Origin of the sequence: Thermus caliditerrae (assembly GCF_021462525.1) — a bacterium.
Classification (GTDB): domain Bacteria; phylum Deinococcota; class Deinococci; order Deinococcales; family Thermaceae; genus Thermus; species Thermus caliditerrae.
In genome coordinates this window covers 96,297-118,964 of sequence record NZ_JAKEDT010000003.1, presented here as the reverse complement: position 1 = coordinate 118,964, position 22,668 = coordinate 96,297, and the positions used below count along the sequence as shown (strand labels likewise).

Genomic DNA, 22,668 nt, shown 5'->3' with positions numbered 1-22,668 from the left:
CACAAGAACCGCTTCACCGTGCTGGGCTTGCTCGCGCTCGGTGCCCTGGTGGGCCTAATGGCCTACACCCAGCAGGCCAAGCCTCTGGACCCCTTTGAGGAGGCCATGCGCCAGCGGCAGATGTACCTGGAAACCTTCGGCATCCTCCCAGGGGAGCTCTTCGCTGAGGAGGGGAAGGAGCTCTTCTTCCGCAAGGGGCCGAGCGGAAAGACCCTCGAGGAGTGCGACTTCGGTAAGGGGAAGGGGGTCTTGGAGGGGGTCTACGCCATTCTGCCCAAGTACTTCCTCGACAGCCGCCGGGTGGAGGACCTGGAGAGCCGGGTCTACACCTGCATGCAGACGGTTCAGGGCTTTAAGCCCGCCGAGATTGAGCGGGATGAGGTCAAGGCCATCACCACCTACATCGCCTCCTTCTCCTCCAAGGCCAAGATCCAGGTGGCGCCCAAGCATCCCGCTGAGCTTGCCATGTACAACCTGGGGCGGGAGCTTTGGTACACCCGGGCGGGGGCAAGGGACATGAGCTGCGCCGTCTGCCACGACCAGTATGCGGGCCAGAGGGTGCGGCTTTCCCCGGTGCGGAGTCCCAAGCAGGGCTTGGGCAACGAGTGGCCTGCCTACCGCTTTGAGGAGGACAAGCTCTACACCATGGAGGACCGCATCAATTTCTGCTACGAGTCCATCGCCATTCCCAAGCCCGAGTTCTACTCCGACGTGCACATCGCCCTTACCCTGTACATGCTGGCCGAGGCTGCTAAGGCCGGGCACTCCTTTGAGGAGCTGCCCTTCTTCACCCGCTAGCCATGCGCCGCCGGGACCTCCTTGCCCTCCTGCCCCTCCTGCCCCTGGCCCGCGCCCAGGGGGAGGGGGACTGGGTCAAGGCCTTCGGGGAGTTCCTCAAGCGCGTGCCCCCTGCCAGCTACCTGGTCTACCCCACGGAGGCCAAGGACCTGCTCCTCTTTGACCCCTTCATCCTGGATGTGCGCACGGAGGAGGAGCGAAAAAAGGGGTACATCCCCGGTTCGGTGCACATTTACGCGGGGCAGGTGCCGGACCGCTTGGCGGAGCTCCCCAAGGACAAGGAGGCCCTGATCCTCGTGTACTGCAACTCGGGGAGCGTTTCGGCGGTGGTGGCGGCCTACCTGCAGGCGCTGGGCTACAAGAACGCCAAGAACATCACGCACGGCTTCAAGGGCTGGCTGGACGCCGGCCTGGAAGTGGAGGGAGGATCATGAGAAAACTGTTCGCGCTGGTGGCCCTGTTGGGGCTGGCCCTGGGCCAGGCCTTGGTGGTGGAGGTTCAGGGTTCCTTGGAAGAGGTGGAGGCCAAGACCCTGCAGGCCCTGAAGGCTGTGGGCCTCGAGGCCGACCGGGTGCTGAACCTGGGCGAGCAGGTGCGCCAGGTCACGGGCCCCGGCTTCCCCGACTACCGCCTGGTGGTGCTGAAGCCCGAGAAGGGAAGCGTGGAGGCGGCTTCCAAGAACCCCATGGCGGCCATCGTCCTGCCCCCCACGGTCTTCATCACCGGGGAGGGCCAGAAGTACCTGGTGGGCACCTTTGACGGGCGGCTTCTCTTCGGCATGCTCCAGGTGTACGGAGGTGAGGTGGAGCGGCTCACCTGGCGCCTCGAGGGGGCTTTGGGAAGGCTTGGCATCGTGAAGCGCCTGCCTCCTGCCATGATGCCCGATCCCGCTAGCGGCATGATGCCTGCCCTCATGTACCGGGTGCCCAGCGCCAAGGTGGAGGACGTGGTCCTCGTGGTGGAAACCGAGCTCACCTCCAACGGCCTCAACCTCCTGCCCAACGTGAAGGTGGGGCCGGTGACGGTGATCATGCCCTGCAAGAGCGAATGGGCCCGGGTCATGTTCCTCACCCAGCCCGCGGGCGGCTTCGCCGCTCCTTGCCGCTTCTTCGCCATGCAGATGGGGCCTGACGTCCTGGTGGGGGCCATTGAACCCATGCTCATGACCATCATGCCCGGCGTCATGAACTCCCCGGCAGTGCCCATGCTCCAAGAGGCCCGCAGGGTGATGACGGAGATTTTAGAAGCCACGGGCGGGGTGCCTTACCGCCCTGGCCAATGAAGCTCAAAAGGAGAGGGTATGAGCAAGGTAAGTCGGCGTCAGGTGCTCAAGTCGGGAGCGGCTTTGGCCGCGGCGGGGGCCCTTTCCGGCTCGGCCTTCGCCCAGGAGTTCTATAGCCGTCCAGCCACCCTGCTTCCCCGCACCCGGAAGCCCCGGGTGGTGGTGATCGGGGGCGGCTGGGGTGGCACCACGGTGGCCCGGAAGCTGGTCCAGTCCGGGGTGGATGTGGAGGTGGTGCTCATCGAGCAGAAGCCCATCTTCATGTCCTGCCCCATGTCCAACCTCTTCCTGGCCGGGGTCAAGCCCCTGGAGTGGCTGGTCTTTGACTACACCAACGTGGTCAAGGACGGGGTGATCTTCGTTCAGGAAAAGGTCTTGGACATCAACCGGGACCGCCGCCTGGTGCGCACCACCGGGGGCTACATCGGCTACGACTACCTGGTTCTGGCCCCGGGCATCGACTACATGTACGAGGCCATCGCTGGCTACGCCGAGGTGAAGCACCTCATGCCCGTGGGCTTCAAGCCCTTTGAGCACATCGCCCTCAGGAGGCTTCTGGACCAGTTTGACGAAACCGGTGGGGAACTGGTCATGTACATCCCCAACCCTCCCTACCGCTGCCCCCCGGGCCCCTACGAGCGGGCGGCCATGCTGGCCTGGCGGCTCAAGAGCAAGGGGGTAAAGGGCAAGCTCATCGTCCTGGACGCCAACCCTCAGCCCATCTCCAAGGCCCCAGGGTTCCTCTCCGCCTACAACGACCTCTACAAGGACTACCTGGAGTACGTGCCCAACACCCGCATCACGGGCATCGATTACGCAAAGAAGCATATCCTCACCGAACTGGGTGAGGTGCCCTACACCGTGGCCAACGTCATTCCCCCCATGAAGGCCGGGGAGCTGGTGCGGGTGGCTGGCCTTGGGGAGCGCTGGGCCAACATCCGTCTGCCCTACTTCCTCTCGGAGAAGGACGACCGGGTCTACCTTGTGGGGGACATCATCGGCAACACCCCTTACCCCAAGAGTGGGATGGTGGCCTACGTGTCGGGCACCATCGTGGCCCGGCACCTGACGCAGCGCCTCCAGGGCAAGCCCTTGGCGGAAATCCCCTACGAGCTCCCCACCAACATCTGCTACTCCTTTGTGGACTCCGAGGAGGCCATCTGGGTGGCCCACCAGCACTCCTGGGACGAGGCGCAGAAGAGGATTGTTCAGCAAAGCAACGTGGACAACCAGCGCTCCGCGGGCAACGGCACCGCCGCCATTGGCTGGGCCACCGGGATTTGGAACGACATGTTCGGCCCCGCCTGAGGGGAAGGCCCCGCCCCCAAGGGGGCGGGGCTTTTCTTCCCTTCGCCAGATACGATGGGAGGGTATATGGACCGAAGGAAGTTCTTCCGGCTCTTAGGCGCGGGGAGCGTGCTGGGCTTGTTTAAGGCCAGGGCCCAGACTCCCCCTTGGGACGAGNCCCCCCCCCGGCGCCCCCGCCACTCCGGGGCCGACTTCGCCCCCCTGGAGAAGCTGGAGGGGGTTATCACCCCCAACGGCCTGCACTTCGAGCGGCATCACGGCGGCGTGCCCCAGGTAGACCCGGCTAAGTACCGGCTGGTGATCCACGGCATGGTGGAGCGTCCCCTGGTCTTCACCCTCGAGGACCTCAAGCGCTTCCCCTCCGTGACCCGCACCTACTTCATTGAGTGCGCGGGCAACGGGCAAAACGGCTACCGCAACCCCCCGGACCCCAACCTCACCGCCACCCGAAGCCGTGGCCTGGCCTCCAACGCCAGCTGGACGGGGGTGCCCCTGGCCCTCCTCCTCAAGGAGGCCGGGGTGAAGCCGGAGGCCAAGTGGCTCATCCCCGAGGGCATGGACGCCGCCGCCTACACCCGCTCCCTGCCCCTGGAGAAGGCCATGGAAGATGTCCTGGTGGCCTACGCTCAGAACGGGGAGGCCCTGCGCCCGGAGCAGGGCTACCCGGTGCGGCTGGTGGTTCCGGGCTGGGAGGGCTCTATCCAGGTGAAGTGGCTACGGCGCATCCTGGTCACGGACCTCCCCACCATGGCCAAGGATGAGACCAGCGAGTACACCGACGTCATGGCCGATGGCCGGGTGTTGGCCTTCACCTGGGTCATGGATCCGGAGTCCATCATCACCTACCCTTCCGGCCTCCAGCAGATCAAGCCCGGTTTCCACGAGATCCGCGGCCTGGCCTGGAGCGGCTACGGGCGCATCACCAAGGTGGAGATCTCCTTTGACGAGGGCAAGACCTGGCGGCAGGCCACTTTGGAACCTCCGGTGGAGCGCTACGCCTTTGTGCGCTTCAAGATGCCTTGGCACTGGGACGGCAAGGAGGTGGTCCTCTGGAGCCGGGCTTGGGACGAGAAGGGCAACACCCAGCCCACCCGGGAGGAGTTCTTCAAGAAGTGGGGTAGGAACAACCGCTACCACTACAACGCCATCCAAGCCTGGCGCATCCTGCCCGACGGCCGGGTGGTGAACGGCGACCGGCCCTTGGGCCAGCAGGCTTTCGGCCCCGTGGGGGGATGCGGCGGGGAGGTGTTTGATGGTTAAGCGCATCTTGATCCTTCTGGCCCTCTTGGGCCTGGCGATGGGGGCCCGGTACAACCTGGGTACCCCCATCTCCGAGGAGCTAGCAGCCCAGTACGACATTCGGCCTGCGGTCCTTCCGGACGGCCGGGGGCTTCCCCCAGGGGAGGGGAAGGTGGAGGAGGGAGAGCGGATCTACGCGGAGAAGTGTGCTTCCTGCCACGGGGCCCGGGGTGAGGGCTACCCCTTCAACCGCTTGGTGGCCGAGCCCTTCCCCATCACCCCGGACACCGAGCCCGTGGAGTTCGCCATCGGCAACTACTGGCAGTACCCCACCACCCTCTACGACTACATCCGCCGGGCCATGCCCTTCGGCCAGGAAGGAAGCCTCAGCAACGAGGAGGTCTACCACCTGGTGGCCTTCCTCCTCTACATGAACGGCATCATCGACGCCGACGAGCCCATCAACCAGAATACCTTGCCCCAGGTCAAGATGCCTGCCCGGGAGCTTCTGGACCTGGACCCCGAAACCAAGCGCCGTTTCCCCTGGCTCACCCTGCCCTAGGATGGAGGCATGAACGTTTCCTTGACGGCGGCTTTTCTAGCGGGGGTGCTTTCCTTCCTCTCCCCTTGCGTTCTTCCCTTGGTGCCCACCTACCTCTTCTACCTGGGGGGGGAGCGGGGGCGCCCCCTCTTCAACGCCCTCTTCTTCGTGCTGGGCTTCGGGGCGGTCTTCTTCCTCCTGGGCCTGCCCTTCACCCTCCTTGGGGGGCTTCTCTTTGAACACCGGCAGACCTTGGCCCGGGTGGGAGGGGTGGTCCTGATCCTCTTCGGCCTGTACATGCTGGGCCTAAGGCCCCGTTGGGGGGTGAACCTTCGTTACGAGGGGGAGACGGGCCGCCCCTTGGGGGCTTTTCTCCTGGGGGCCACCCTGGCCCTGGGCTGGACCCCTTGCATTGGCCCCATCCTGGGGGCCATCCTCACCCTGACGGCGGTGGGAGGCGGGGTGGGCCTGCTTCTGGCGTACATCCTGGGGTTGGCGGTGCCCTTTTTGCTGGTGGCCCTCTTCGCCGAGCGGCTCAAGGGGTGGCTACGGCGGGCTGGACGGCTTTCCCACTACGTGGAGCTTCTGGCGGGAGTGGTGCTTCTGGTGGTGGGCGTTTTGCTTTTCACGGGGACGTATACCGCCTTGAACTCCTTTTTCCTCCGCATCACCCCAGAGTGGTTGCAGAAGTACCTGTAGCGCTGAGGAGATCTGGGAGTCTCCTTCCGATGAGGGACAATTACCCCCAAGGGATACCCCTAAACTGATAGAGGCATGCTTCTTCGCTTGCAGGGCATCTCCAAACGTTTCGGCAGGGAATGGGTTATCCGGAACCTGTCCTTCGCCCTGGAGCGGGGGGAGACGGTGGCCCTGGTGGGTCCCAACGGTTCGGGCAAGACCACCCTGCTGCGCCTCATGGCGGGTCTTTTGAAGCCCACCCGGGGCCGGGTGGAGCGCGAGGGCCGGGCGCTCTTCCTGCCCAACCCCCCCGCCTTCCACCGCCACCTCACCGCTCGGGAGCACCTCCTTTACGACCTGGCCTTCCACGGCCGCGAAGGGGACTGGCAGGGAGCTCTGCGCCGCTTTGGGCTACCCGAGGAGGTGCCTTTAGCCGCCTTTTCCAGCGGCATGAAAAAACGCTTGGCCTTGGTCCGCCTGACCCTCCTGGCCCCGGATGTTTGGCTTTTGGACGAGCCGGAAACGGCCTTGGACGGCGAGGGAAGGGCACTCCTTATCGGAATCTTGCGGGAAGCCCGCCGAAGCGCAGGAGTGGTGCTGGCAACGCACGACCGGGCCTTGGCCAGCGAGGTGGCTGACCGCACCCTGGTCCTGGGGGGGGTATGAGGGCGCCCAGGGTGGGGAAGGCCGTCCAGGCTCCTGGGAGGGATGGGGAGGGGATGGGGGCGGTGCGCCGGATCTGGCTTTTGGCCTGGAGGGATCTGCGCCTCGAGGTCCGTGACCGGGCAGGGCTCCTTTCTGTTCTGGCCTTCTTCTCCGTGATGCTCTTCATCATGGCCTTGGCCCTGGGGCCCGAGGAGGAGCCCTTGCGCCGAGCGGCCCCAGGGGTCTTATGGGTGGCCCTGGCTTTCGGCAGCACCCTCCTCTCCACCCGGGCCTTTGCCCTGGAGGTGGAGGACGGCACCCTGGACGACCTCCTCCTCACCCCGGGAGGAAAGGAGTGGATTTACTTCGGCAAGCTCCTGTTCCAGATGTTCCTCCTCCTGCCCTTGAGCCTGCTGGCCCTGCTCATGGCCGCAGGGCTCTTCTATCTGCCGTTGGACCGCCTCCTGCCCCTCTTTTTGACCCTGCTCCTAGGGGTTTTGGGCTACACCAGCGTGGCCACCTTCTACGCCGGGCTCCTGGCCCGCCTTAGGGGGCGGGAGGTGCTCCTGCCCCTCCTCCTCTTCTCCCTGGTGGTGCCCGTGGTCCTGGCGGCGGTTCGGGCCACCTTGGGTCTGGTGGAGGGACTTCCTTTGGAAGAGGTGCAGAATTGGTGGCAGCTCCTCTTGGTGTTTGACGTGGTCTACCTCACCGCCAGCGCCCTCCTCTTCCCGGTGGTCTTGGAAGGGTAGGGGGGGTAGGGGACCACAAACTTTTCACCCGGGCTGTGGCTATGCTTAGATGCGTGGAGGCAAGAACATGCTAAAGACCGCCCAACCTGAACGGCCCGATACTCTTACCTGGGTGTTTTTGGGGCTGGGTTTGCTCCTTCTCCCGGTAGGCCTTTACCTGGCCTTGGCCGCCCCCCCGGACGTGAACCAGGGTTACCTGGCCCGCATCATGTACCTGCACGTGCCTGGGGCGTGGCTGGGCTACCTGGCCTTTTTCGTCACCTTCCTTTACTCCCTCCTCTACCTTTTCCGGCAGAACCCCAGGTACGACCGGGTGGCCTTGGCGAGCGCAGAGATCGGCCTGGTCTTCATGGGCCTGGCCCTGGTCACGGGGATGCTTTGGGCTAGGCCCACCTGGGGGGTTTACTGGACGTGGGAGCCCAGGCTGACCACCACCGCCATCCTTTTTGCCGTATACGTGGGCTACTTTCTTCTCAGGGGGGCCATCGAGGACCCGGAGCTTAGGGCCAAGGCGGCGGCGGCGGTGGGCATCCTGGGTTTCATCAACGTGCCCATCAGCTACATGTCGGTGAAGTGGTGGCGCAGCTTGCACCAGACCCAGTCCATTGACCTGACCACGGGCAAGATCCACATGGACCCGGCCATGCTCCAAGCCTTGCTCTTCAACCTCCTGGTCTTCACCCTGCTCTACCTGGGATTTGTGCGCTTCCGCGCCTTGCTGGCCGTTCTGGAGGCAAGAAGGGAGGAGGCGTGAGCGAGGTCTTCGTCACCTGGGTCTACGCCCTCACCTACCTCACGGTCTTCGGCTATCTGGCCTACCTCTTCTGGCGCTACCGGAGGGCCAAATGAGGGGCAAGTACCTCCTGGGTCTGGTGGTCATCCTGGCGGCCTTGGCTTACCTCATCTTCGGGGGCTTGGGGCAGAACTTGGTCTACTTCCTGACCCCTTCCGAGTACCTGCAAGACCAGGCCCGGTACCAGAACCGCCCGGTGCGCTTGGGTGGGTTGGTGAAGGAGGGCACGGTGCGCTACGACAAGGACCGCCTCGAGCTCCGCTTCACCCTCACCGACGGGGTAGCCGAGGTGCCCGTGGTGCACAAGGGCACGCCCCCGGGGATGTTCAAGGAGGGGCAGGGGGTGGTGGTGGAGGGACGGTTCCAGGGCGACCACTTCCAGGGCACCAACCTCCTGGTGAAACACTCCGAAACCTACCAGGCTCCCAAGGAGGGTTGGACTCCGGAGGAAGTGCGCAAGCTCATTGAGGAGGCCAAGTGACCCCGGCGCTTCTCGGCAACCTGGGTGTGAGCCTGGCCCTGGCCTTCAGCCTCCTGGGCTTGGCCATGGCCCTTCTGGCCTACTTTCAAGGGGATGGGCGCTTCCTCAAGGGGGCAAAGGCCTTGGTCCTCCCCGCCCTTTTTGCGGCTCTGGCTGCCTTTTTGGCCCTGGAGTGGGCTCTGCTCACCCACGACTTCAGCGTGGCCTACGTGGCTCGGAACCACACCCTCAAGGATCCCTTGTGGGTCACCTTGGTCACGCCTTGGGCGGCCCTCGAGGGCAGCATCCTCCTCTGGGGCCTCCTGCAGACCCTTTACACCCTCCTGGCCAGCCGCCGGGCCCTGGACCCCTGGCGGGCCTCCTTGGTCCTGGCGGTGCTTTTTGGCATCCAGGTCTTCTTCTTTGGGGTCATGGCCACCATCGCCAGCCCCTTCCAGACCCTGCCCAACCCCCCGGCGGACGGGATGGGGCCCAACCCCCTCCTGCAGAACCACTGGATGATGGCCGTCCACCCGGTGCTCATGTACCTGGGCTTCGTGGGCTTGAGCGTGCCCTTTGCCTACGCGGTGGCGGCCATGGGGGTGCGCCGCTACCAGACCTGGGTGGAGGAGACCCGGTGGTGGACCCTCATCGCCTGGGGCTTTCTGACTGCGGGCAAGGTGGCGGGGATGTGGTGGAGCTACGAGGTTCTGGGCTGGGGCGGCTACTGGGCCTGGGACCCGGTGGAAAACGCCAGCTTCATCCCCTGGCTCCTCGCCACCGCCTTCCTGCACACCGCCATCGTGCAGCAGACCCGGGGGGCCTTTAAGGCCTGGAACTTCGCCTTTGTCACCTTGGCCTTCGCCGCTACGGTGTTGGGCACCTTCCTCACCCGCAGCGGGGTGATCCAGTCGGTGCACGCCTTTGCCGAGGGGCCGGTAGGGCCTGCTTTCTTGGGCTTCTTCCTGCTGGCCACCGCTTTGGGCCTCGGCCTCCTCTCCCGGGTGAACCGGGAGGTGCGGGACACCGCGGTTTTCCGGCCCCTCTCCCGGGAGGGGGCCCTCCTCCTCGGGGCTTTTTTCTTCGCAGGCTGGGCCTTGGTGGTGGTGTTGGGCACCTTCTATCCTTTGCTAGCCGAGGCCTTGGCCGGGGCCAAGGTGAGCGTGGGGGCGCCCTTCTTCAACCAGCTTTCTGCGCCCATTGGGGCAGGCATCCTCCTCCTCATGGGGGTGGGGCCCATCCTCCCTTGGCGCAGGCCCAGGCCTGAGGTCTTCCGCAACCTGTACTTCCTCCTGGCGGTGCTGGCCTTAGGTACCCTGTTGGGCCTCCTCCGGGGCTACACCTTGGGGGCCTCCTTGGCGGTGGGGCTTTTCCTGTACAACCTTCTGGCTATCTTCCTCCTCGTGCGGGAGGGGGTGGTGGCTCGCGTGAGGGCGGGGCTTTCTCCTTGGAGCTTCTTGGAGAACCACAGGCGGGTGGGGAGCCTGGTGGTCCACTTCGCCGTGGCCCTGATGGGGCTGGGCATCGCCTTCAGCCAGACCTACCGCCTCGAGGCGGAGAAGACCCTCTACCGGGGTCAGGCCTGGGAGGCGGGCGGGGTGCGGATGGAGCTCATGGGGGTGCGGGCCCTGGACGAGGGGCGGCGGTTTGCCGTGGAAGCCCTTTTGCGCACCGACCGCTTCGGGGAGGTGCGCCCCCGGCTTCACTTCTACCCCCAGATGAACTCCCCCCTGCCCGCCCCTAAGGTGGTCTACACCCCGGGCAACGACTACTACTTCCTCCTCATGGACTTTGATCGGGAGAAGGGGGAGTGGGCCTCGCTGCGCCTTATCGTGACCCCCCTGGTCTTCTGGATGTGGGTGGCAGGGGTTCTCATGGCCCTAGGTACCCTTTACATCCTCTGGCCTGTGGGGAGGGCTGAGGAGGCGAGGGGGGTGAGCCCGGCGTGAGGGGCTGGCTTTGGATCTTGGTGGTGCTGGCCCTGGGGGGGCTTTTCTACTGGGGGATGCAGCGCAACCCTAAGGAGCTTCCCTCGGTCCTGGCCAAGGAGCGCCGGCCCGCTCCTGAATTCACCCTTCCGGTCCTTCCGCCCTATCGGGGGGAGTGGGGGGAAACCTTTAGGCTTTCCGACCATTTGGGCCAAAAGCCTGTGGTGCTCAACTTCTGGGCCAGCTGGTGCTACCCCGCTTGCTACGAGGAGGCTCCGGTGCTGGAGGAGGCCTGGCGCCGCTACCGGGACCGGGCGCTCTTCCTGGGGGTGAACACCCAGGACAAGGAGGCCGAGGCCCTGCGCTTTGGGGAGCAGTTTGGCCTAACCTTCCCCCAGGTCTTTGACCCCAGGGGCCGGGTGGGGGTGGATTACGGCATGTACGGCGTTCCGGAGACGTTCTTCATCGACCGGGAGGGCCGGGTGGTGGCCCGCCACGCGGGGGCCATCGATGCGGCTACCCTGGAGAAGTACCTGAAGGAGGTGCTTCCGTGAGGTTCCTCTTGCTGTTAGCCCTCCTGGCCCTTTCCGCCTGGGCGCAGGAGCCCGCGGCCCCGCCTCCCGACCTCTCCCCCGAGGTCTTCGCCATCGCCAGGGAGCTGCGCTGCCCGGTGTGCCAAGGGGAGTCGGCGGCGGAGTCCAACTCCGGGGTGGCGGTGGAGATGCGCCGCATCATCGCCGAGATGCTTGAGGAGGGGAAAAGCAAAGAGGAGATCAAGGCCTTCTTTGTGGAGCGCTACGGGGAGTGGATCCTCTACGCGCCCCCCAGGCGGGGGGTGACCCTCTGGGTCTGGGTGCTTCCGGTTTTGGGTCTTGCCCTTTTGGGCCTGGGGCTTTTCGCCTACTTCCGGCCCAAGAAACCCTTGCCTCCTGAGCTTCTGGAGGAGGCGGAGCGCCGCCTAAAGGAGCCTCCCACATGATGGCCACCCTGATCTTCCTGGCCCTTTTCCTACTGGGGCTCTTCCTCGCTTTAAGGCCCCTCTGGGGACTCAAGGAGCCCTTTCCCGAACCCCCTAGACGGGAGGAGCTCCTCAAGGAGCTCGAGGTCCTGAGGGAGGAGGTAAAGAACCTCGAGGGGGAGGAGAAGAAGCTGGCCCTAGCCCGGGTGGTGGAGCTGGAAAGGGCCCTGGAGGGCTGGCGCCCCCCCGAGCCCCGCCCCTTCAACCCCCTGCCCGTGGCCCTGGCCCTAGGGGTGGTGGTCCTCCTGGGGGTGGGGCTTTGGCGCTACACCCTGCCCAGGCTTCCTGGGGAAACCACGGTGACGCAAAGGGCGGAGGCCCGGGAGCTCAAGGCCCTTCAGCACAAGGCCAAACGGACGGGGGCGGTGGAGGACCTTCTGGCCTGGGGAAGGCGGGCCTACGAGCTTCAGGCCTTTGACCAGGCGGCGGAGGCCTACCTGGAGGTGTTGAAAAAGGACCCCAGGAACGTGGAGGCGGTGCGCCGGGTGGGGATTCTCCTCTTCATGGGCGGGAGGCTGGAGGAGGCGGAGATGTTCCTGCAGATCGCCCAGCACGCCGACCCCAAGGCCGCCGAGGGGTGGCTCTTCCTGGGGAACATCTACTTCCAGAAGGGCCAGGCGCAGGAGGCCATCGCCGCCTGGGAGCGGTACCTGGAGGCGGGCGGGGAGGCCAGGGAAAGGGTGGAGGGCCTCATCGCCATGGCCCGCGCCCAGGCCCAGGGCGGCGGGGATGGGCAAACGGTCTACCAAGCCCGTTGTGCCGTCTGCCACGGCGCGGAGGCCCAGGGGGGGATTGGGCCCAAGCTCAAAGGCAACCCCATCCTGAAGACCCCGGAAGCGGTGAAGGAGATCGTGCTCAAGGGCCGGGGGCAGATGCCCGCGGTGTCCTTGGGGGAGGAGGAGCTGAGGGCTCTTCTGGACTACCTTTCCGGGCTATGAGGCGGCGTGACCTCTTCTTCTACGTGCCCGTGGCCGTGGCCGGGGGCTTCTTCGCCTGGTTTGGGGTGCGCACCTACAACCTCCGCTTCCGCCCGAGGCCCGGGGTGGGAGAGCCCATTTGGAAGGAGGGGCCAAGGGTGGCCGTGGCCCGGCGGGGGGAGCTTGGGGTCTGGCAGGCCAAGCCCTTTCAGTATCCCTTGGCCTTAGGGCCCTTGAAGGCTTTTCTCCTCCGCCTGCCCGAGCCGGTTTTGGGAGGGCTTTCCCTGGGGGAGGAGCACTACCTGGCCCTAAGCCGCATCTGCACCCACCAGGGGTGTACCGTGAACTACGTGCCGGACCCTGAGGCGGCTTCCATCCTCTACAACTTCCGCTACGAGCGGCCCTTCCTGGGCTGTCCCTGCCACTTCGGGGCCTTTGACCCCCTGGAGGCCGGGAAGGCCATTTACGGCCCTCCCCGCTACCCCCTGCCCCGCCTGCGGCTGGCCCTGGAGGGGGATACCCTTTACGCCACCGGGCACGAGGTGCCCCTCAGGCCCATGGAGGGTGCCTAAGTACCCCGTCGTGGCTTGCGGCACGACGGGGGCCCCAAAGAGGCCATAAGCAAGCCGCTTTGGCTTCTGCCGATGGGGCGACCTTTGCGTGCGGGTGCTTAGTCTTCCAGGCGGACCCGCACGAAGCGGTCCTTGCCCCGCTGCAAGACCAGGGGGCGGGAGAGCTCCACCTCCAGACCGGGGTCTTCCACCAGCTCCCCGTCGATGCGCAGGCCCCGGTTTCCGATGAGCCTTCGGGCCTCGGCGTTGGAGGGGGTGAGGCCCGCCAGGGTGAAGAGCCTCGCCACCCAGATGCGCCCCTCCTTCAGCTCGGAAGGGGGGATGACCACCTCGGGGAGGTCCTCGGGGATTCCCCCCTTGGCCACCTGGTCGTAGCGGGCCTCCGCCTGGCGCACGGCTTCCGGCCCCGCCTCCTTGTCCTTGCCCAAGGCCTCCCAGGCGTAGCCCAGGCTTTCATAAAAGACCCGGTCGATGCGGGCGGGGATGGTGGGCAGGGCGTAGGCGGCGGTGAGAAGACGGGCCAGGACCCGGTGGGCGGGGACGGGGCCTGCTTTGAGGAGGGTCTGGATCTCGCCCTCCTCCAGATCGGTGAGGAGGCGGAAGTAGCCCTCCAAAAGGGCATCGGGCACCCGCATGAGCTTCTTGAACATCACCTCGGGGGGCTCGGCCACCCCGATGTAGTTGTCCAGGCTCTTGCTCATCTTCTCCCGCCCGTCCAGGCCCACCAAGAGGGGCATGAGGAAGGCCACCTGGGGGGTCTGCCCGTAGGCCCGTTGCACCTCCCGGCCCACCAGGAGGTTGAACCTTTGGTCCGTGCCCCCCATCTCCACGTCGGCCCGGATGGCCACGGAGTCGTAGGCCTGGGCGAAAGGGTAGAGGAACTCGTGCAGGGAGATGGGCACGCCCTCCTCGTAGCGCCGCTTGAAGTCCTCCCGTTCCAGCATCTGGGCCACGGTCATGAGGGAGGTGAGGCGCACCACCTCTTTGAAGGTGAGCTTTTCCAGCCACTCGGAATTGTAGCGGAGCTCAAAGAGGTAGGGCTCCTGCCTGAGGATTTTGCCCGCCTGCTCCACGTAGGTCTTGGCGTTTTCCCGGGTTTCCTCGAGGGTCAGGGGCGGGCGGGTTTTGCTCCGCCCCGAAGGGTCGCCGATCATCCCGGTGAAGTCCCCGATGATGAGGATCACCTTGTGCCCCAGCTCCTGGAACTGGCGCATCTTGCGCAGGACCACCGCGTGGCCCAGGTGCAGGTCGGGCCGCGTGGGGTCAGCCCCCAGCTTGACCACGAGGGGCCTACCTTCCCGAAGCTTTTCCAGCAATTCCTCCTCGGGGATGATCTCCTCGGCCCCCCGTTTGAGGAGGGCCAGGGACTCTTCCGGGGAAAGCCCTTTGGGGTCCGCCATGAGCCCAAGTATACTTAAGGCAATGCGGAGCCTGCTCCTCCTTGTCCTCGTGGCCTTAGGCGTGTACTGGTACGCGGAGCGCTACGGGCTGGCGGTGGGCTACCCGCCCTTCCTCCCGGTGTTGTACTGGAACTACAGCGGCCAGGCCGAGTACCCTTTGCGGGTCAGTGGGCTTTACGATGTGGTGAAGGTGAAGGTGGCGGGAAGCTTGCAGGAGGGAAGGCTTTCCGTGGCCCTTTTCAAAGACGGCCGCCCCGTAGGGGAGCGGGCTTTTTCCGGGCGTTTCCAGGAGGAAGTGCGCTTTCCCGTGAGTGCAGGGGAGTACCTTCTCCGCTTCCAGCTGGTGGAGGCCAAGGGCCAGGTGCGCTACGACTGGGTGGCCACCAAGTTTGCCCCTTAGGGCGGGGTGTGCTACACTTAGGCCTGGTCTGCCCCTAAGGGGCACGAAGGGGAGAACGATGGCGCAGAAGAAGCCCAAGAGGAACCTTTCCGCTTTGAAGCGGCACCGGCAGTCTTTGAAGCGTCGGCTCCGCAACAAGGCCAAGAAGTCGGCGATCAAGACCCTCAGCAAGAAGGCGGTGCTTCTGGCCCAGGAGGGTAAGGCCGAGGAGGCTTTGAAGATCATGCGCAAGGCCGAGAGCCTGATCGACAAGGCGGCCAAGGGCTCCACCCTGCACAAGAACGCCGCCGCCCGCAGGAAGTCCCGGCTGATGCGCAAGGTGCAGAAGCTCCTGTCCGCGGTGAGCGCCTAAAGGAGGCCAGGATGGGCAAGGGCGACCGTCGTACCCGTAGGGGCAAAATCTGGCGGGGAAGCTTCGGCAAGTACCGTCCCCGCAAGAAGAAGTAAAACAAGGGCCATTGCCGCAAGGGGGCGCCGGTTCAGGCGCCCTCCGCCTTTTCCAGCTCCCAGGTGAGGTCCCGAAGGAGCCAGCCCCGGCCTGGGGGGGCGAGCTCTCCGGAGGAAAGGGCCTGGACCAGGTAGCGGCGCACCAGGTCCAGGGGAACCCCTGCGGCGATCACCTCCCCCAGGTTGCGGGTTCCGTCCAGTAGGGCCTGCAATTGGCCGAACTCCTCGAGGGTCTTGCCCCTTCGGCCCTGGTACTTGATGCGCAGGGCGTACCAGGCATAGCGGCGCAAGGGGTAGAGGTCCCCCTCCCTGACCCCCATGTAGGCCCTTTCCATAGCGATGAGGAGGGGCACCCCCCAGGCTTTAGCCGCGGCCCGCACGCTCTTGCCACCCTGAAAAACTTCTAGGGGCGGTTTGGGGCGGATGGCCTCGAGGACCCGGCTGGGGGAGTCCACCAGGGTGCGGAAGCGGTCCCACTCGTCGTTGACCCGGGCCCACTCCCCCAGGAGGGCGGAAAAGGGCATGAGGGGCTTTTCCTGGGGAGCAGGGCCGGGCTGGAAGCGGAAGGGACCCTCCTGGGGATGAAGGGGAAAGGTGAAGAGGGCTTCCAGCCCCTCCCAGTCCAGGATGGCTGCCCCCACCACCTCCCCGGCGGCGAAGCGCAGGGCGAGGGGCAGGTAGTCCACCTTCACTTCCAAGACGCCCGAGCGGCGGCTGGTGTGGATGAGCTCCAGGAGCTCTGCAAGGGGGATGGTGTTCAGGTTTCCTTCCAGAAGTATCCCTCCCCGATGTTCAACACTAGCGTACGCCCTTGTCCCCGGTAGTCCTCGAGGGCCTGGGCCACCTCCCTCTCCGCCCCCTCCCGCACCAAAGCCGCCAGGGTGGGCCCGGCCCCGCCCACGAAGGCTGCCGCGGCCCCGGCCTCCAGGGCCCGCTCCAGGGCCTCCAGCACCCCTGGCATCAGGTGGGCCCGATGGGGCTGGTGCAGGCGGTCGCGACAGGCTTCCCTGAGGGCCTCTAACCTTCCCGAACAAAGGGCCGCGGGCCAGAGGGCGCTCCGGGCCAGGTTGAAGACCGCGTCCTGCAGGGGAACGCTCTCCGGCAGGGCCGCCCGGGCTAGGGGGGTGGGCACCTCGTAGGGCGGCACCCCCAGGACGAACCGCAGCCCCTGGGGCTTAGGCAGGGGGATGGCCAGAGGTGGGTTGGCCAGGGCGGCCACGAAGCCGCCGTAAACCGCGGGGGCCGCGTTGTCGGGGTGGCCTTCCAGGCTGGCGGCTACCCGAAAAACCCCATCCCGTCCAAGTCTGCCGCCAGCGAACCAGTCCGCCAAGGCCACCCCCGCCACCAGGGCTGCCGAGGAGCTTCCCATCCCTCGGGCCAGGGGGATGGGGTTGAAGGCCCGGATGCGCAAGGGTTCAGGCGGGAGGCCCAAGGCCCGCATCCCCGCCCGGTAACCCTGGTGGATGAGGTTGTCCGTCCCCTCCACGAAGCCTTCGCCCTCGTAGAAAAAAGCGTCCCCCCTTGCGGGTTCGGCTTCCACCTCCAGGTAGAGGTCCAAGGCTACCCCTAGGGCGTCAAACCCCGAGCCCAGGTTGGCCAGGGTGGCGGGGACATAGAGGCGGGCTTTGCGTTCCATACGGCCTATACCGCCCCCAGCATACCAGGGGCTTTCCTGGGGTGTTGACAAGAAGAAGTCCCTTTGCTTGCCCTCGCCGTCCTCTACTTTGGCCTTGGCCTCGTGTTCCCTGAGGAGCTGGCTCGTCGGGTAGAGGGGGCGGTGGCCGATCCCTTCGTCGCGGGCGTCCTTTTGGCCCTCTTCCTGTTTCGCCCCGGGTACCCGCCGACGGGTCGCTCTCAGCAGGTGCCCGACCTCTGAAGTGGCCTTTGCCCTTGGGCTGGGCCCTCTGCTCCGGGGTTACACCCAGGCGAAGGGCAGGGGGCTTTGCCCTCGCACCAGGGCTTCCCTGGCCCGGGGGAGGGCCTCCGCCACCTCGTGGGCTAAAAGCCCAACCCCCTTTTCCGCCGCCAGCAAGTCCCCGGCGAGGCCGTGGAGGTAGACCCCAAGCCTTGCGGCGTCAAAGGGGGCAAGGCCAGCTGCCAAAAGGGCGGCGATGGCCCCTGCGAGCACGTCCCCCGTGCCTCCGGTGGCCAGGGCGGGGTTGCCCGTGGGGTTCACGGAGAGGCGGCTGCCTTCCGCCACCACCGTGGGGTTGCCCTTCAGCACCACCACCTGCCCCGTGGCCCCCGCCAGGGCCTGGGCCGAGGCCAGGGGGTCTTGGGCCACCTCCTCGGGGGCCTTCCCGAGGAGCCTGCCCGCTTCCCCTGCGTGGGGGGTTAGGACGGCTTTGACTCCGGCCTTGCGGTAGGCCTCCACCACCTCGGGCTGGAGGGCGTCGGCGTCCAGCACCGTGGGTAGCTGGGCCTGAAGGGCTGCCAACGCCCACTCCCGCCCCCAAGGCCCCCCGCCCATCCCCACCGCCAGGGCCTCCACCCGCATGGACGGGAGGGCGGGGGCTTCCACGGGGTGGAAGACGGCCTCGAGGGGCTCCAGGGGGGTGCCTTCCGGGGCCACCAGGTGCACCAGCCCCGCCCCCATGCGGTAGGCGCCCAAGGCGGCCAGGACCGGGGCCCCGGCGTAGCGGAGCCCCTCCCCCCGAAACCCCCCCAAGACCCCCACCCGGCCCACGCTCCCCTTGTGGGCGGTGAGGGGGCGCTGGGGCAGGAGGGGCAGGAGGGCCTCCGGGGTGGCCACCTCGGGCAGGTCCTCCCGCTCCAGGAGGTGCCGGGGGAGGCCGATCTCCGCCAGGAAGAGCCGGCCGCAAGCCTCCCGCAGGAGGAGGTGGGGGGTTTTGAGGGCGGCGAAGGCCACGGTGGCCGTGGCCCGCACGTGGGGGGCGTAGGGAAGCCCCGAGGGCAGGTCCAGGGCCAGGACGGGGAGGCCGGAGGCGTTCACCCGGTCCACCAGCCCGGCGTAAAGGCCCCCCAGGGGCCCCTTCAGCCCGGTGCCGAAAAGGGCGTCCACCAGCACCTCGCCCGGCCCCCAGGCGGCTTCCTCCAGGGGGCGCAGGTCCAGCCCGTGGGCCTCGAGGGCCTGCCGGGCCAAGAGGGCGTCCCCCTCCTGCCCCTCCGCGGCGTAGACCCGCACGGCTACACCTTCCAAGAGGAGGTGCCGGGCCAGGACCAGGCCGTCGCCGCCGTTATTTCCCTTGCCCGCCAGGACCACGGCGGGGCGTTGGCCAAAAAGCTCCCGGTAGACCCTCGCCGCCTTCCACCCCGCCCACTCCATGAGGAGGAGGCTGGGGTAGCCCATCTCGGCTGCCTTGCGGTCCGCTTCCCGCATGGCCTCGGGGGTGAAGAGCCTCATGGCTTCCAGGATACCTTCTGCGTTACCATGGCCTTATGGAGCGGCTGGAGGAAGCCCGCGCCCGCCTGCAGGCGGCGCAACGGGTGGCGGTCCTCACCGGAGCGGGCATCTCCAAGCCCTCGGGGATTCCCACCTTCCGGGATGCGGAGGGGCTTTGGAAGGAGTTTAACCCCCTGGATTACGCCACCCCGGAGGCCTACGCCCGGAACCCGGAGAAGGTTTGGGCCTGGTACGCCTGGCGCATCGCCAAGGTGCGGGAGGCCCTTCCCAACCCGGCCCACCTGGCCCTGGTGCGCTTGGAGGAGGAGGTTTTGGCGCGAGGGGGGGAGTTCCTCCTGGTTACCCAGAACGTGGACGGCCTCCACGCCCTGGCGGGGAGCCGGAACCTAGTGGAGCTTCACGGCAACCTCCTCCGGGCCCGCTGTGAGGCGTGCGGGCATCGGTTCTTGCTCCCCGACCCTTTCACCCCTCCACCCTTCTGTCCCCTTTGTGGGCATAGGGCCCGGCCCGACGTGGTCTGGTTTGGGGAGTTCTTACCTGAGGGGGCTTGGGAGAAGGCGGAAAAGGCCTTTGCCCAGGCGGATGTGGCCTTGGTGGTGGGCACCAGCGCCGAGGTGGAGCCCGCTGCCTCCCTGGGGCGCATCGCTTACGCTTCAGGGGCCTACCTGATTGAGGTGAACCCCGAACCCACACCCCTCACCCCCTTGGCCCACCTCTCCTTAAGAATGGGGGCGATAGAGGGATTGCAGGCGCTTGTGCATGGGAACGACGCGAATACTCCGGCTTCTCGCTGATCTCGCCACCTTGGCCAGGGGTGGGGTGGTGGCCCTGGTTCTCCTCCGGGTGGGGGATGGACCCGAGGCCCTGGCCGGGGTGGTGCGCCTTTTGCTCCTGGGTTGGACCCTGGATGTATTGGACGGGGTACTGGCCCGGGCCTCGAGGCGGCCTTCGCCCCTGGCGGCCTGGGATTATCCCGTGGATGCCGGGCTTGCCTGGGCAGGCCTGGCCTATCTGGTCGGGGCGGGGCTGGTGCCGGAAGGTTTCGCCTGGAGTTGGGCGGTGGGGAGTCTGGTCCTCCTCCTTCGCTATCCCAAGAAAAGCCTTGCCATGCTCCTGCAAGTACCGGCTACCTTCGCCCCTTTCTACTACGCCCATAAACTGGCCCCGGAGGCCTTTTGGGAAGCAGTCATCTGGGCCTTTCTTATGCTTCTTCTAGATGGAAGGCGCTTTTTAGGGGTGGTGGTGGAGTTTATGGTGGACGCAGGCCTCTTGGCTTCCGCGCGCCGGGAAAGCCGCCCCTAGCCTTCTTCCCGACGTCCGCGGAAGATCAGGCGGAAGGGCACCTCCTTTAGGCCCAGGTCCTCACCGATGCGGTTTTTCAGGTAGTTCTCAAAGGCCCGGGTGACGAACTCCGGGCGGTTCACGAAGAACACGAAGGTGGGCGGGGCCACCTCGGCTTGGGTGGCGTAGAGGATCTTGAGGGGCTTGCCCTTGAAGTTGGGGAGCTGGACCTTGGCCGTCCAGACGGAAAGCCAGCGGTTGAGCTCGGCGGTGGGGATGCGGGTGTGGTTGAGCTCGTAAAGGCGCACCGCTTCGGCGAAGATCTTGTCCAGGTTTTGCCGGGTGAAGGCGGAGGTGTACACCCGGGGCAGGTGCTCGAAGTGGGCGAGCTTGTCCTTGAGTTCACGCCGCACCTTGGGGGCCTCTTCCTTGCGCACCAGGTCCCACTTGGTGATCACCAGGAGCACGGGCTTGCCGGCTTCCTGGGCGTGGTTGGCCAGCTTCAGTTCCCGGTCCCCCACCTGGAAGGGATCCACCACCAGGAGGACCACATCCGCCTCCTCGATGGCGCGGAGGCTCCGCTTTATGGCCAGCTCTTCCACCAGGGTCTCGGGGCGCTTGCGGATGCCGGCGGTGTCCACCAGGACGAAGTTTTGCCCCCGGAAGGAAAAAGCCACGTCGATGGCGTCCCGAGTGGTGCCGGGCTCTTCGGAAACGATGACCCGCTCCTCCCCCAGGATGGCGTTGAGGAGGCTGCTCTTCCCGGCGTTGGGCCGCCCCACGAGGGCCAGCTTGATGGCCACCACCTCGGGCTCGGACTCAATGTGGCGCACGGGGAGCTTCTTCCAGATGGCCTCCAGGAGGTCCTCGAGGCCCCGGGCGTGCTCGCTGGAGGTGGGGATGGGGTCGCCGAACCCCAGGGCATAGAGGGGGCCCAGGTAGTGTTCGTGCTTAGGGTCGTCCACCTTGGTGGCCACCAGGATCACGGGCTTGCCCTTGCGGCGTAGGTACTCCGCCACCTCGTAATCCGCCTGGGTGAGCTCGGAGCGGCCGTCCACAGCGAAGAGAACCACCTCGGCGTCCTCCAGGGCCCGGTCCACCTTTTCCTGGATCTTCCGCTCCCACTTGTCTCCGGACCAGAGCCCCCCGGTGTCCACCAGGAGGAAGCGGCCCTGGTCCGTTTCCACCACGCCCTCCTTGAGGTCGCGGGTGACCCCGGGCACATCGGCCACCACCGCGCTCCTTTTCCCCAGGAGGCGGTTGAACAGGCTGGACTTGCCCACGTTGGGCCTTCCCACGATCACGACCTTGTGCATCTTCACCCCAGAAAAGAGGGGTGGGATGACCCCACCCCACCTTCCTTCTAGTGTACCACAGGGGGTATACTGGCGAGGTTATGCGCATCCTCGCAGGCTTGGTTCTTCGCGGGCTGGGCTGGCGCTACCACATGCCCGAGCCTCCCAGCAAGAAGTACGTGCTCATCGGGGCGCCCCACACTTCCAACTGGGACTTCTTCGTGGGCCTTCTGGCCCTTTGGGCCTTAGGCATCCGGGCCAGGTGGCTGGGCAAGAAGGAGCTTTTCCGTCCGCCCTTGGGCTGGCTTCTCCGCCTCCTCGGGGGCATTCCCGTGGACCGCTCCCGCAAGAATAACCTGGTGGACCAGGTGGCGGCCATCTTCCAGCGGGAGGAGGAGATCGCCATCCTCATCACCCCGGAGGGCACCCGGAGCCAGGCCCCCTACTGGCGCACGGGGTTTTACTACATGGCCCTGAAAGCGGGGGTACCCATCGCCCTGGGCTACGCCGACTTCCGGCGCAAGGAGGTGGGCATCGGGGGCTACCTCTGGCCCACGGGGGACATAAGGCGGGACTTCGCCGAGATCCGGGCCTTCTACCAGGACAAGGTGGGCCTTAGGCCGGAAAAACAAGGACCCATCCGCATCCGGGACGAGGTGGAGGGGGTGGCCTAGGCAAGCGGGAGCCTCAGGTTTTCCTTCTTTGGTAAACTGGTTTTATGGAGCAACCCACCCCCTTGACGGATGCAGAGCGCACCTGGGCGGCGGTGGCCCACCTGGCTCCCTTGGTGGGGTACTTCATCCTCATAGGCCAGATCCTCCTACCCCTGGCTATCTTGGTTTGGGGTCCTAAAAGCTCCTTTGTGCAGGCTCACGCCAAGGAGTCCTTAAACGGGCAGATCAGCTACACCCTTTACGGCCTCGGTCTTTTCCTTTTGGCCATCACCGTGGTGGGGCTCGTGGTGGCGGTGCCCTTGGCCGTGGCTCTCCTGGTCCTGGTCCTTTGGAACATGGTCCAGGGAGCTTTGGCGGCGGGCAGGGGAGGGACTTACAGCTACGCCCTCATCCTCCGGCTGGTCCCCTAGCCTCCAGCACTACCACCGCCAGGGCGTGGCTTTTCTCGTGGCTTAGGGAGAGGTGGGCGAAAAGGTTTTCCGCCTCGAGGCGGGCCTTTACCCGGGGAGCAAAGCGCAAAACCGGCCTTTTCCCCTCCATCCCCACCCAGACCTCCTTCCAGGAGAGGCTTTCCGGCCAGCACTTTTGGAAGGCCTCCTTGGCGGCCAGGCGGGCGGCCAGGCTGGGGACGGGGTCCTGGTGGCGGAGGGCGTAGGCCACTTCCTCCTCCGCGAAAAGCCGCCTCAAAGCGCGCTCCCCATGGCGGGCGAGGAGCCTCCGCACCCGGGCGATCTCCACCAGGTCGGCGCCCAGGGCCCGGATCATTGGGGGTCAGGGCGGACGCACGCCCCCCGCCCCCGGGGGCTTTCCGGCCAGCTTCCTGCCGCGGCATCCTGAGGGGGAAATCCCGGTTTCTGCCCTCCTCGGTTCATGGCCCCA

The 22,668-nt window shown here is 66.4% G+C and carries 30 protein-coding genes; 24 read left to right on the top strand and 6 right to left on the bottom strand.

The window, feature by feature from the left end:
• Positions 1 to 57 precede the first annotated feature (57 nt).
• The 16 genes from soxA to L1088_RS03410 all read left to right on the top strand — a co-directional run bounded on the left by soxA (position 58) and on the right by L1088_RS03410 (position 12,928).
• The gene (gene soxA, locus L1088_RS03485) at positions 58 to 798 is read left to right on the top strand and encodes a sulfur oxidation c-type cytochrome SoxA (protein ID WP_234553773.1); all 741 of its coding nucleotides are present in this window, start codon (positions 58 to 60) and stop codon (positions 796 to 798) included.
• A 2-nt stretch (positions 799 to 800) separates the two neighbouring features.
• On the top strand, positions 801 to 1,232 hold the full coding sequence (locus L1088_RS03480) for a rhodanese-like domain-containing protein (RefSeq protein WP_038047796.1): 432 nt from the start codon (positions 801 to 803) through the stop codon (positions 1,230 to 1,232).
• Complete coding sequence (locus tag L1088_RS03475; protein ID WP_234553735.1) at positions 1,229 to 2,080, top strand: DUF302 domain-containing protein; 852 nt, start codon at positions 1,229 to 1,231, stop codon at positions 2,078 to 2,080. The genes L1088_RS03480 and L1088_RS03475 overlap by 4 nt, the downstream gene beginning before the upstream one ends.
• An 18-nt stretch (positions 2,081 to 2,098) precedes the next feature.
• Positions 2,099 to 3,388, top strand: a complete 1,290-nt coding sequence (locus L1088_RS03470; protein ID WP_234553734.1) for an FAD-dependent oxidoreductase — start codon at positions 2,099 to 2,101, stop codon at positions 3,386 to 3,388.
• Between the two features lie 66 nt (positions 3,389 to 3,454).
• Positions 3,455 to 4,648 carry a sulfite dehydrogenase gene (gene soxC, locus L1088_RS03465; RefSeq protein WP_234553733.1) on the top strand — a complete coding sequence of 398 codons (1,194 nt, stop codon included), beginning with the start codon at positions 3,455 to 3,457 and terminating at the stop codon, positions 4,646 to 4,648.
• Complete coding sequence (locus tag L1088_RS03460; protein WP_234553732.1) at positions 4,641 to 5,189, top strand: c-type cytochrome; 549 nt, start codon at positions 4,641 to 4,643, stop codon at positions 5,187 to 5,189. Before soxC ends, L1088_RS03460 begins: the two co-directional genes overlap by 8 nt.
• Before the next feature lie 9 nt (positions 5,190 to 5,198).
• Positions 5,199 to 5,867 carry a cytochrome c biogenesis CcdA family protein gene (gene ccdA, locus L1088_RS03455; RefSeq protein WP_234553731.1) on the top strand — a complete coding sequence of 223 codons (669 nt, stop codon included), beginning with the start codon at positions 5,199 to 5,201 and terminating at the stop codon, positions 5,865 to 5,867.
• A gap of 75 nt (positions 5,868 to 5,942) precedes the next feature.
• Positions 5,943 to 6,512, top strand: a complete 570-nt coding sequence (locus tag L1088_RS03450; protein ID WP_234553730.1) for an ABC transporter ATP-binding protein — start codon at positions 5,943 to 5,945, stop codon at positions 6,510 to 6,512.
• A 62-nt stretch (positions 6,513 to 6,574) separates the two neighbouring features.
• Entirely contained in the window at positions 6,575 to 7,240 is a 666-nt protein-coding gene (locus tag L1088_RS03445) for a heme exporter protein CcmB (protein ID WP_038049591.1), read from the top strand.
• Positions 7,241 to 7,307: 67 nt separating this feature from the next.
• Positions 7,308 to 7,994 (top strand): cytochrome c biogenesis protein CcsA, encoded by a 687-nt coding sequence (gene ccsA / locus L1088_RS03440; RefSeq protein ID WP_038047782.1) that lies wholly within the window; start codon positions 7,308 to 7,310, stop codon positions 7,992 to 7,994.
• Between the two features lie 91 nt (positions 7,995 to 8,085).
• A complete protein-coding gene (gene ccmE / locus L1088_RS03435; RefSeq protein WP_234553729.1) occupies positions 8,086 to 8,514 on the top strand; it encodes a cytochrome c maturation protein CcmE in 429 nt (142 codons plus the stop codon).
• Complete coding sequence (locus tag L1088_RS03430) at positions 8,511 to 10,442, top strand: heme lyase CcmF/NrfE family subunit (RefSeq protein ID WP_234553728.1); 1,932 nt, start codon at positions 8,511 to 8,513, stop codon at positions 10,440 to 10,442. Before ccmE ends, L1088_RS03430 begins: the two co-directional genes overlap by 4 nt.
• Positions 10,439 to 10,975 (top strand): TlpA family protein disulfide reductase, encoded by a 537-nt coding sequence (locus tag L1088_RS03425; protein ID WP_234553727.1) that lies wholly within the window; start codon positions 10,439 to 10,441, stop codon positions 10,973 to 10,975. The genes L1088_RS03430 and L1088_RS03425 overlap by 4 nt, the downstream gene beginning before the upstream one ends.
• Complete coding sequence (locus L1088_RS03420; protein ID WP_038047771.1) at positions 10,972 to 11,400, top strand: cytochrome c-type biogenesis protein; 429 nt, start codon at positions 10,972 to 10,974, stop codon at positions 11,398 to 11,400. The genes L1088_RS03425 and L1088_RS03420 overlap by 4 nt, the downstream gene beginning before the upstream one ends.
• Entirely contained in the window at positions 11,397 to 12,377 is a 981-nt protein-coding gene (locus L1088_RS03415) for a c-type cytochrome (RefSeq protein WP_234553726.1), read from the top strand. Before L1088_RS03420 ends, L1088_RS03415 begins: the two co-directional genes overlap by 4 nt.
• On the top strand, positions 12,374 to 12,928 hold the full coding sequence (locus L1088_RS03410) for a QcrA and Rieske domain-containing protein (RefSeq protein WP_038047766.1): 555 nt from the start codon (positions 12,374 to 12,376) through the stop codon (positions 12,926 to 12,928). Before L1088_RS03415 ends, L1088_RS03410 begins: the two co-directional genes overlap by 4 nt.
• Before the next feature lie 98 nt (positions 12,929 to 13,026).
• Here the strand turns inward: L1088_RS03410 and tyrS are convergent, their stop codons facing one another.
• Complete coding sequence (gene tyrS, locus L1088_RS03405; protein ID WP_234553725.1) at positions 13,027 to 14,328, bottom strand: tyrosine--tRNA ligase; 1,302 nt, start codon at positions 14,326 to 14,328, stop codon at positions 13,027 to 13,029.
• A gap of 22 nt (positions 14,329 to 14,350) precedes the next feature.
• Here tyrS and L1088_RS03400 point away from each other — a divergent pair, with 22 nt between their 5' ends.
• The 3 genes from L1088_RS03400 to L1088_RS03390 are packed head-to-tail and all read left to right on the top strand — an operon-like array spanning position 14,351 to position 15,175.
• Entirely contained in the window at positions 14,351 to 14,728 is a 378-nt protein-coding gene (locus L1088_RS03400) for a hypothetical protein (protein WP_038047762.1), read from the top strand.
• Positions 14,729 to 14,786: 58 nt separating this feature from the next.
• Positions 14,787 to 15,080 carry a 30S ribosomal protein S20 gene (gene rpsT / locus L1088_RS03395; protein WP_038047760.1) on the top strand — a complete coding sequence of 98 codons (294 nt, stop codon included), beginning with the start codon at positions 14,787 to 14,789 and terminating at the stop codon, positions 15,078 to 15,080.
• Between the two features lie 11 nt (positions 15,081 to 15,091).
• Positions 15,092 to 15,175, top strand: coding sequence for a 30S ribosomal protein THX (locus L1088_RS03390; RefSeq protein WP_038047758.1), 84 nt, complete (start codon positions 15,092 to 15,094; stop codon positions 15,173 to 15,175).
• A gap of 32 nt (positions 15,176 to 15,207) precedes the next feature.
• Here L1088_RS03390 and L1088_RS03385 read toward each other — a convergent pair whose 3' ends face one another.
• Together L1088_RS03385 and thrB are read right to left on the bottom strand one after the other, a co-directional pair.
• Complete coding sequence (locus L1088_RS03385; RefSeq protein ID WP_038049589.1) at positions 15,208 to 15,948, bottom strand: DUF4388 domain-containing protein; 741 nt, start codon at positions 15,946 to 15,948, stop codon at positions 15,208 to 15,210.
• Complete coding sequence (thrB, locus tag L1088_RS03380) at positions 15,933 to 16,811, bottom strand: homoserine kinase (protein WP_234553724.1); 879 nt, start codon at positions 16,809 to 16,811, stop codon at positions 15,933 to 15,935. The genes L1088_RS03385 and thrB overlap by 16 nt, the downstream gene beginning before the upstream one ends.
• A gap of 63 nt (positions 16,812 to 16,874) precedes the next feature.
• Here thrB and L1088_RS03375 point away from each other — a divergent pair, with 63 nt between their 5' ends.
• A complete protein-coding gene (locus L1088_RS03375; protein ID WP_167816950.1) occupies positions 16,875 to 17,051 on the top strand; it encodes a hypothetical protein in 177 nt (58 codons plus the stop codon).
• Between the two features lie 39 nt (positions 17,052 to 17,090).
• On the opposite strand, the gene L1088_RS03370 is transcribed toward L1088_RS03375, so the two are convergent.
• The gene (locus L1088_RS03370; protein ID WP_234553723.1) at positions 17,091 to 18,539 is read right to left on the bottom strand and encodes an NAD(P)H-hydrate dehydratase; all 1,449 of its coding nucleotides are present in this window, start codon (positions 18,537 to 18,539) and stop codon (positions 17,091 to 17,093) included.
• Positions 18,540 to 18,574: 35 nt separating this feature from the next.
• Between L1088_RS03370 and L1088_RS03365 the strand changes: the two genes are divergently transcribed.
• A complete protein-coding gene (locus L1088_RS03365) occupies positions 18,575 to 19,333 on the top strand; it encodes an SIR2 family NAD-dependent protein deacylase (RefSeq protein ID WP_234553722.1) in 759 nt (252 codons plus the stop codon).
• Positions 19,299 to 19,841, top strand: a complete 543-nt coding sequence (locus L1088_RS03360) for a hypothetical protein (RefSeq protein ID WP_234553721.1) — start codon at positions 19,299 to 19,301, stop codon at positions 19,839 to 19,841. The genes L1088_RS03365 and L1088_RS03360 overlap by 35 nt, the downstream gene beginning before the upstream one ends.
• Here L1088_RS03360 and der read toward each other — a convergent pair.
• Positions 19,838 to 21,136 carry a ribosome biogenesis GTPase Der gene (gene der, locus L1088_RS03355; protein WP_234553720.1) on the bottom strand — a complete coding sequence of 433 codons (1,299 nt, stop codon included), beginning with the start codon at positions 21,134 to 21,136 and terminating at the stop codon, positions 19,838 to 19,840. The two genes, L1088_RS03360 and der, sit on opposite strands and share 4 nt — an antisense overlap.
• A gap of 80 nt (positions 21,137 to 21,216) precedes the next feature.
• Between der and L1088_RS03350 the strand changes: the two genes are divergently transcribed.
• Together L1088_RS03350 and L1088_RS03345 are read left to right on the top strand one after the other, a co-directional pair.
• Positions 21,217 to 21,789, top strand: a complete 573-nt coding sequence (locus L1088_RS03350; RefSeq protein ID WP_038041462.1) for a lysophospholipid acyltransferase family protein — start codon at positions 21,217 to 21,219, stop codon at positions 21,787 to 21,789.
• 44 nt (positions 21,790 to 21,833) lie between these two features.
• Positions 21,834 to 22,199 carry a DUF4870 domain-containing protein gene (locus L1088_RS03345; RefSeq protein ID WP_038041464.1) on the top strand — a complete coding sequence of 122 codons (366 nt, stop codon included), beginning with the start codon at positions 21,834 to 21,836 and terminating at the stop codon, positions 22,197 to 22,199.
• On the opposite strand, the gene acpS is transcribed toward L1088_RS03345, so the two are convergent.
• A complete protein-coding gene (gene acpS, locus L1088_RS03340) occupies positions 22,177 to 22,554 on the bottom strand; it encodes a holo-ACP synthase (RefSeq protein WP_234553719.1) in 378 nt (125 codons plus the stop codon). The two genes, L1088_RS03345 and acpS, sit on opposite strands and share 23 nt — an antisense overlap.
• Between the last annotated feature and the right edge of the window lie 114 nt (positions 22,555 to 22,668).